This window comes from Streptomyces sp. CLCI03, assembly GCF_053615355.1.
In genome coordinates, this window is the sequence record NZ_CM132132.1 from 4,357,501 (window position 1) to 4,365,000 (window position 7,500).

Genomic DNA, 7,500 nt, shown 5'->3' on the forward strand with positions numbered 1-7,500 from the left:
GCTGTATGTGCTTGCACATACAGTCGTGACTGCGTGCCTTTTGAAGAATGAGCCTGCGAGTTAGCGGTGTGTAGCGAGGTTAACCCGTGTGGGGAAGCCGTAGCGAAAGCGAGTCCGAACAGGGCGATTGAGTTGCACGCTCTAGACCCGAAGCGGAGTGATCTAGCCATGGGCAGGTTGAAGCGGAGGTAAGACTTCGTGGAGGACCGAACCCACCAGGGTTGAAAACCTGGGGATGACCTGTGGTTAGGGGTGAAAGGCCAATCAAACTCCGTGATAGCTGGTTCTCCCCGAAATGCATTTAGGTGCAGCGTCGTGTGTTTCTTGCCGGAGGTAGAGCACTGGATAGGCGATGGGCCCTACCGGGTTACTGACCTTAGCCAAACTCCGAATGCCGGTAAGTGAGAGCACGGCAGTGAGACTGTGGGGGATAAGCTCCATGGTCGAGAGGGAAACAGCCCAGAGCATCGACTAAGGCCCCTAAGCGTACGCTAAGTGGGAAAGGATGTGGAGTCGCAGAGACAACCAGGAGGTTGGCTTAGAAGCAGCCACCCTTGAAAGAGTGCGTAATAGCTCACTGGTCAAGTGATTCCGCGCCGACAATGTAGCGGGGCTCAAGCGTACCGCCGAAGTCGTGTCATTGCAGCAATACTCCCAACGGAGGCTGTGATGGGTAGGGGAGCGTCGTGTGCCGGGTGAAGCAGCAGCGGAAGCTAGTTGTGGACGGTTCACGAGTGAGAATGCAGGCATGAGTAGCGATACACACGTGAGAAACGTGTGCGCCGATTGACTAAGGGTTCCTGGGTCAAGCTGATCTGCCCAGGGTAAGTCGGGACCTAAGGCGAGGCCGACAGGCGTAGTCGATGGACAACCGGTTGATATTCCGGTACCCGCTTTGAAACGCCCAATATCGAATCAGGCGATGCTAAGTCCGTGAAGCCGTTCCGGACCCTTCGGGGAAAGGAAAGTGGTGGAGCCGACGAACCAGACTTGTAGTAGGTAAGCGATGGGGTGACGCAGGAAGGTAGTCCAGCCCGGGCGGTGGTAGTCCCGGGGTAAGGGTGTAGGCCGAGGGGTAGGCAAATCCGTCCCTCATCAAGGCTGAGACCTGATGCCGAGCCGATTGTGGTGAAGTGGATGATCCTATGCTGTCGAGAAAAGCCTCTAGCGAGTTTCATGGCGGCCCGTACCCTAAACCGACTCAGGTGGTCAGGTAGAGAATACCGAGGCGTTCGGGTGAACTATGGTTAAGGAACTCGGCAAAATGCCCCCGTAACTTCGGGAGAAGGGGGGCCATCACTGGTGATCGGACTTGCTCCGTGAGCTGGGGGTGGCCGCAGAGACCAGCGAGAAGCGACTGTTTACTAAAAACACAGGTCCGTGCGAAGCCGTAAGGCGATGTATACGGACTGACGCCTGCCCGGTGCTGGAACGTTAAGGGGACCGGTTAGTGACCTTTCGGGGTTGCGAAGCTGAGAACTTAAGCGCCAGTAAACGGCGGTGGTAACTATAACCATCCTAAGGTAGCGAAATTCCTTGTCGGGTAAGTTCCGACCTGCACGAATGGCGTAACGACTTCTCGACTGTCTCAACCATAGGCCCGGTGAAATTGCACTACGAGTAAAGATGCTCGTTTCGCGCAGCAGGACGGAAAGACCCCGGGACCTTTACTACAGTTTGATATTGGTGTTCGGTTCGGCTTGTGTAGGATAGGTGGGAGACTTTGAAGCAGCCACGCCAGTGGTTGTGGAGTCGTCGTTGAAATACCACTCTGGTCGTGCTGGATGTCTAACCTCGGTCCGTGATCCGGATCAGGGACAGTGTCTGATGGGTAGTTTAACTGGGGCGGTTGCCTCCCAAAGGGTAACGGAGGCGCCCAAAGGTTCCCTCAGCCTGGTTGGCAATCAGGTGTTGAGTGTAAGTGCACAAGGGAGCTTGACTGTGAGACCGACGGGTCGAGCAGGGACGAAAGTCGGGACTAGTGATCCGGCGGTGGCTTGTGGAAGCGCCGTCGCTCAACGGATAAAAGGTACCCCGGGGATAACAGGCTGATCTTCCCCAAGAGTCCATATCGACGGGATGGTTTGGCACCTCGATGTCGGCTCGTCGCATCCTGGGGCTGGAGTCGGTCCCAAGGGTTGGGCTGTTCGCCCATTAAAGCGGTACGCGAGCTGGGTTTAGAACGTCGTGAGACAGTTCGGTCCCTATCCGCTGTGCGCGTAGGAATATTGAGAAGGGCTGTCCCTAGTACGAGAGGACCGGGACGGACGAACCTCTGGTGTGCCAGTTGTCCTGCCAAGGGCATGGCTGGTTGGCTACGTTCGGGAGGGATAACCGCTGAAAGCATCTAAGCGGGAAGCCTGCTTCAAGATGAGTATTCCCACCTCCTTGAGAGGGTAAGGCTCCCAGTAGACGACTGGGTTGATAGGCCAGATGTGGAAGCCCGGTAACGGGTGAAGCTGACTGGTACTAATAGGCCGAGGGCTTGTCCTCAGTTGCTCGCGTCCACTGTGTTAGTTCTGAAATAACGAACAGCTGTGTCAACACCAGCATGTTCAGAATTTCATAGTGTTTCGGTGGTCATAGCGTTAGGGAAACGCCCGGTTACATTCCGAACCCGGAAGCTAAGCCTTTCAGCGCCGATGGTACTGCAGGGGGGACCCTGTGGGAGAGTAGGACGCCGCCGAACAATCATTGCGGAAGCCCCGCACCAGCCCTTTACGGGTTCGGTGCGGGGCTTTTCTGCGTTCAGGGGTCAATGGGAACTGGCCGGCTCAGGGGCCGATGTACTCGAAGACGCCGCCGTGGGGGTGCCGGAGCACGGCGCGGTGGCCGTTCGGAGTGGGCTGGATCGGCATGACGATCTCGGCTCCGCCTCCTTGTGCCTCCTCGACCGCGGCGTTCAGGTCGGCGACGACGAGTGTCGCCGCCACTCCCGCCACCCGTTGCGCCGCCTCGCCGGGCCCCGCGAACAGGACCTCTCCGAGTCAGGCCACCTCGCCGACACGTTTCAGCAGAGCCGGTGCCCAGTCCAGGTCCAGCATGTCGCACGCTGGTGGATCCCAGCGGGGATCGCCGTCCCGTGACGCGGCGGCGGACTGACGGCAGGCGGCGAGATACGCCTCGGGTATGCGGGCGAGCTGCTGAGTAGCGGCCATGACCGCAGTATCCCTACCTCGTCCACCGGATTTCGGTTGCAGGCTCGGGCCCGCCACAGTCACCGCCCCGCTGGGACTTGTGACCGCCGGGGTGCGGAACGACGTAGCCGGCTACAGGCGTCGACGGAGACACCGAAGCTCTCGGTCCATCCGTCCATCCGTCCAGGAGGGACAGCACAGAACCCTGGCCCAGGGATCGCTGCGGTGCGGGCTCCCGATAGCGCCACCGGGGCAGTCGCGCTGAAGGAGAGCAGCTACTCGTGGACCTGGGCGTCATCGTGCAGGCGGCCGGACTGTTCGCCGCCACCAACGTCGACTACATCCTGATCCTCGCGCTGTTCTTCGCCCAGGGCACCGGTCACCCCGGTTCTACCCGCCGGATCGTGCTGGCTCAGTACCTGGGCTTCGCCGCGATCCTCGCCGTTGCGGTGGCGGCAGCGTTCGGAGCCACCTTCCTGCCCGAGTCCGCCATCCCCTACCTCCGACTCCTGCCGCTCGCCCTGGGCCTCAAGGCCGCCTGGCAGGGAAGGACCACCGCGACGGGGCCGTGGACGAAGAGGCGGAGCAGGGTAAGGAGGTCGGGCCGGGCCCGCTGGAGGTCGCCGTGGTCACGTTCGCCAACGGCGGCGACAACATCGGTGTTTACGTGCCCGTCTTCGCCACTGCTGGCATCGGCGGCATGGGGGCGTATGCAGCGGTGTTCCTCGTCCTGGTGGCCGTGTGGTGCTTCGCGGGCACGTTCTTCGCCACCCGCCCCGTCATCGCCCAGGCGCTTGCCCGCCGGGGCCGCATCCTGCTGCCCCTGGTCCTGATCGCCATCGGCCTGCTCGTCCTCATCGAGGGTGGCGCCTTCGGCCTGTAGTGGTGGGTGCGGTGATCGACTGTGGTTGGCTGCAGGTGCAGAGATGGGGAGGGCGAGGGGAGGACGAGTGGAGAGGTTCACCGTCGAGCCGCTTCGGACAGTCGACTTCATGGAGCATGTGCGGCGCCGCCCGGCGAGGTATTTTCTCGTTGATCAGGGCAGCCCCGAGCTTCCCACCGAGGTCCTGCGTGCGGTGGCCCGGGACGGGCTGCACCGTCGCGACGGCAGGCATGGACAGATCAGTGTCGAGATCGGATCTGATCTCAGCTTCACAGTGGAGAGCGATCAGCGCCCCAGTGCCGATGAACGGGAGAGGCTTCTTCCGGGATTCTTCGGTTCCCTGCTCGACATGTTCGACATGCAGCGTCGAGCGCCCTCCGCAGCTGCCGCACTCAGCATCCGCACGGTCATCGAGGTGTGGCTGGATGGCCACGGCTATCGCCAGGAGCTCCTCGGGATGGACCCGACCGGCCCCGGGAGAGAGTTCATGGCGCCGAAACCGTTCGGGACCCGGACCACGTTCCAGCTTGATCCTTCATTCTGCGGTCCGGGCGAGGCCATCGCCTGGGCGCTGCGTCCCGAAGAGCTGCACGGAGAAGCGTGCAACGAACATCCTTCACCCACGACGTTCCCGATCCACGATCTCCGGCTGGAAGCTGTCGACGCGGCCTTCGCCCACACCTGAGTTCCACAGCAGGGCCAGACCGGCGATGAGTGCGGGGCAGTTGGCCGGCCAGGAAGGGGCACGGGCGGCACGGCGTCGTACGCGCCTCAGTCTGCGTCCTCGGGCGGCGTGGACCGTGATCCGCGGCGGGCCTGCCACCACACGGTCACCGAGGCGAGGCCTCCCGCGGCGATGAAGAAGCCCACCTTCACCGCGGCCTTGCTGGACAGCCAGGCCGCCGTGGTGGGCATGTTCCAGCCGTGCCACCAGAAGATCGCGCACACGGCCGCCGCGGTGAGGACCCCCGCCGTGACCCCCAGCGCGGTCCGCCGCCAGGTCCGCCCGTCCGCCCCGTCCCCCGTGTCACCGGTCATGCCGATCACGCTAGGGCCCAAGGGCGATGGTCTCCGTCCGCACGGAGGATGATCGTGTGCGCGACTTTCGTCGAGGCAGGGGCTCCAGGTGCGAGCCTAAAGTCGTCGGGCCCATGTCGGGCTGCCAGGGCCGGAGTTACCCCCTTCAGGGCGGCCCGAGGGGCTTCAGCCGCGGAGGGCGGCGTCGAGTTCGTAGTAGAGCGTGTCCAGCCGGCTGCGCCCGGGCTTGCGGGCCGGCATCCGGCGCAGCAGTGCGCGGACCTCCGGCGGGGCCTGCTCGATCGCCCGGCGGATCTCCTCGTCGGCGGAGCCCGCATCGCCCGCGGCCAGCTCATGACCGAGTGCCCCGTACACGGCGGGTCCCAGGACGTGCTTCGACTGGTGCGGGGTGGCCAGCGGGTGGATGTACGGGGTCGCCGCCGCGTGGCACGCGGCGCGGGCGGCGGCCGTGGCCGCCGGGTCGTCGACCTCGCGCGCGGCCGCGTGGGCGGCCCAGGCGAGGGCGCGCAGCTGCGCGGTTCGCTTCCCCTCGCGTACGAAGGCCCGGATGCCCTCGATCGCCTCGCGCGGGCGGGGGTCGGAGGGAGCTTGCGCCTCGAACAGGGGGAGGGCCCGTTCGACGCAGTCGGCGGCCCAGAGGCCGAGTTGGCGGCGGTCTTCCTCGCTGATGGTCACCTCGTCCATCCGCCCATCATGCGCCGTTGCCGTGTGCGGCGGAGCCTGCGGCGACCTACGGGGCCTCGTGGAGCCGGGTCAGCAGGGCCACCAGGTGCTCCCGCTCGGACGGGGCGAGCGGGGCGAGGAACTCGGCGTTGGCGGCTTCGGCCAGGGCCGCGCAGCGGGCGAGTACGGCCGTCCCCTCCGGAGTGACGGTGACGGCGTTCTTACGGCGGTCGTCGGGGTCCGGCGTGCGCAGTACGAGGTCCGCCTCCTGGAGGTGGTTGAGCATGCCGACCATGTCCTTGGGGTCGACGGCGAGCCGGCGGCCCAAGTCGGCCTGGGCGACCGGTCCGTACTCGGCGGTGGCGGCCAGCACCGCGTGATGCATGAGCTTCAGCCCTTCCGCGGCGAGCGCCGCCGCGACCAGTTCGCGGCCGCGCGCCGCGACGCGGCCGACGAGCCAGGAGGGCAAGGACTGGATGTGGTGGAGGGCCGAGGTCATGGGCCCAGCCTACAAAGTCGTTGGACTTCCCTACGACTTTGGTCATATCGTTGGGACATCCAATGAAAATGTTCGGACGTGGGGAGGTCCTGTGCTGCGCATGCGCCATGAGGTCAACGGTGGTCCGGAGGTGCTGTTCGCCGAGGAGGCGGACATACCCACGGCGGGCGCCGGTGAACTGCTGGTCCGGGTCGAGGCGGTCGGGGTGACCCTGCCGACCGTGCGCAAGGTGCGGGAGGTGCGAGAGGGAGGCGAGCCCGTCCCGTTCGGAGGCGAGGTGGCCGGGGCGGTCGTCGCCACCGGCCCGGGCGTCACCGGCTTCCGCGCCGGGGAACGCGTCACCGGACTCTGCTTCGCCGATGCCTACGCCGAGTACGCCGTCCTCCCCACCGCGATGACCTCCCGGATCCCGGCCGACGCGAGCGCCGTCGAGGCGGTCGCGCTGGTCCGCAGCGGGCTGGTGGCCCGCGGCGCGTACGAGGCCGCGCGCGCGGAGCCCGGCGAATCGGTCCTGGTGACGGCGGCGGCGAGCGCGGTGGGCACGCTCGCCCTGCAGTACGCGAAAGCCGGCGGGGCGAAACGCGTCGTCGCGGCCGTCAGCAGCCCGGACAAGGCCGACTTCGTCCGCGGCCTGGGCGCCGACGAGGTCGTCCTGTACGGGGACGCCGGCTGGAACGGCCCGTACGACGTGATCCTCGACGGCGTCGGCGGCGATCTGCTCGGCCCCGCCGTACGAGCCCTGGCCACGGGCGGCCGCCTGGTGGCCTTCAGCTCCGGCGGCGGCACGGTGGAGGCGTACGAACTCCTGGTCCGCGGCGCCTCGATGATCGGTTTCCAGATACGGGCCATCGCCACGGGCAAGCCCGAACTGTACGAGCGCTGGCTGCGCGAGCTCTGGCAGCTGCGGGCAGCGGGCACCCTGCGCACGGCCGTGCACGAGGAGATCCCCCTCGCCGAGGCCGCCCGCGCCCACGCGCTCATCGAGCAGCGCCGGAACCTCGGCAAGGTCGTTCTGGTCCCCTGAGGGAGCGGTCGTCCTCTCACCTCACCGCATGGCTCACCTCACCGCATGGCGAGACATGCGCTGGGAGACGAGCCCTCGTCCACGACGTCCTACCGGAGCACGGGGTCTTCTTCTTCGTACGGTGGGGGCCGCCGAGCCGGCGACGGAGCCCGACAACCACACACGGATGGAGCCGACGCCCGGACGGTACGAGGTCCGGGCCGCATCGACCCGGCCGGACGCGGGGACCGCCTTCCAGCTGGTCCGGCTGCTCCCG

The 7,500-nt window shown here is 65.8% G+C and carries 7 protein-coding genes, 2 rRNA genes and 1 pseudogene (1 of these 10 only partly in view); 5 read left to right on the plus strand and 5 right to left on the minus strand.

Features of this window, described 5'->3' with window-relative positions; translation table 11 throughout:
* Positions 1–2,493 (plus strand): 23S ribosomal RNA (locus ACWG52_RS20110) (it extends 629 nt beyond the left edge of the window).
* 79 nt (positions 2,494–2,572) lie between these two features.
* Positions 2,573–2,689, plus strand: a 5S ribosomal RNA gene (gene rrf, locus ACWG52_RS20115).
* Between the two features lie 85 nt (positions 2,690–2,774).
* Here rrf and ACWG52_RS20120 read toward each other — a convergent pair.
* Positions 2,775–2,933, minus strand: a complete 159-nt coding sequence (locus ACWG52_RS20120) for a VOC family protein (protein ID WP_389818399.1) — start codon at positions 2,931–2,933, stop codon at positions 2,775–2,777.
* A 54-nt stretch (positions 2,934–2,987) separates the two neighbouring features.
* Positions 2,988–3,158: a hypothetical protein gene (locus ACWG52_RS20125; protein ID WP_389818402.1), complete on the minus strand. Its 171-nt coding sequence runs from the start codon at positions 3,156–3,158 to the stop codon at positions 2,988–2,990.
* Positions 3,159–3,436: 278 nt separating this feature from the next.
* Between ACWG52_RS20125 and ACWG52_RS20130 the strand changes: the two are divergent.
* Both ACWG52_RS20130 and ACWG52_RS20135 read left to right on the plus strand, forming a co-directional pair.
* Positions 3,437–4,020: pseudogene (locus ACWG52_RS20130) on the plus strand (cadmium resistance transporter).
* Positions 4,021–4,129: 109 nt separating this feature from the next.
* Positions 4,130–4,705 carry an ATP-binding protein gene (locus ACWG52_RS20135; RefSeq protein ID WP_390141750.1) on the plus strand — a complete coding sequence of 192 codons (576 nt, stop codon included), beginning with the start codon at positions 4,130–4,132 and terminating at the stop codon, positions 4,703–4,705.
* 86 nt (positions 4,706–4,791) lie between these two features.
* Here the strand turns inward: ACWG52_RS20135 and ACWG52_RS20140 are convergent, their stop codons facing one another.
* The 3 genes from ACWG52_RS20140 to ACWG52_RS20150 all read right to left on the minus strand — a co-directional run bounded on the left by ACWG52_RS20140 (position 4,792) and on the right by ACWG52_RS20150 (position 6,220).
* Complete coding sequence (locus tag ACWG52_RS20140; RefSeq protein WP_390169630.1) at positions 4,792–5,058, minus strand: hypothetical protein; 267 nt, start codon at positions 5,056–5,058, stop codon at positions 4,792–4,794.
* Between the two features lie 165 nt (positions 5,059–5,223).
* Positions 5,224–5,742, minus strand: coding sequence for a putative immunity protein (locus tag ACWG52_RS20145; RefSeq protein ID WP_389818411.1), 519 nt, complete (start codon positions 5,740–5,742; stop codon positions 5,224–5,226).
* A gap of 46 nt (positions 5,743–5,788) precedes the next feature.
* Positions 5,789–6,220, minus strand: a complete 432-nt coding sequence (locus ACWG52_RS20150) for a MarR family winged helix-turn-helix transcriptional regulator (protein WP_390169629.1) — start codon at positions 6,218–6,220, stop codon at positions 5,789–5,791.
* Between the two features lie 91 nt (positions 6,221–6,311).
* Between ACWG52_RS20150 and ACWG52_RS20155 the strand changes: the two genes are divergently transcribed.
* Entirely contained in the window at positions 6,312–7,244 is a 933-nt protein-coding gene (locus tag ACWG52_RS20155) for a quinone oxidoreductase family protein (RefSeq protein WP_389818417.1), read from the plus strand.
* The last annotated feature ends 256 nt before the right edge of the window (positions 7,245–7,500 follow it).

Bases quoted from the DNA above. Each gene is read 5' to 3' on its own strand.
- ACWG52_RS20150 (WP_390169629.1), bottom strand. From the start codon at position 6,220: ATGACCTCGGCCCTCCACCACATCCAGTCCTTGCCCTCCTGGCTCGTC.
- ACWG52_RS20125 (WP_389818402.1), bottom strand. From the start codon at position 3,158: ATGGCCGCTACTCAGCAGCTCGCCCGCATACCCGAGGCGTATCTCGCC.
- ACWG52_RS20145 (WP_389818411.1), bottom strand. From the start codon at position 5,742: ATGGACGAGGTGACCATCAGCGAGGAAGACCGCCGCCAACTCGGCCTC.
- ACWG52_RS20135 (WP_390141750.1), top strand. From the start codon at position 4,130: ATGGAGCATGTGCGGCGCCGCCCGGCGAGGTATTTTCTCGTTGATCAG.
- ACWG52_RS20140 (WP_390169630.1), bottom strand. From the start codon at position 5,058: ATGACCGGTGACACGGGGGACGGGGCGGACGGGCGGACCTGGCGGCGG.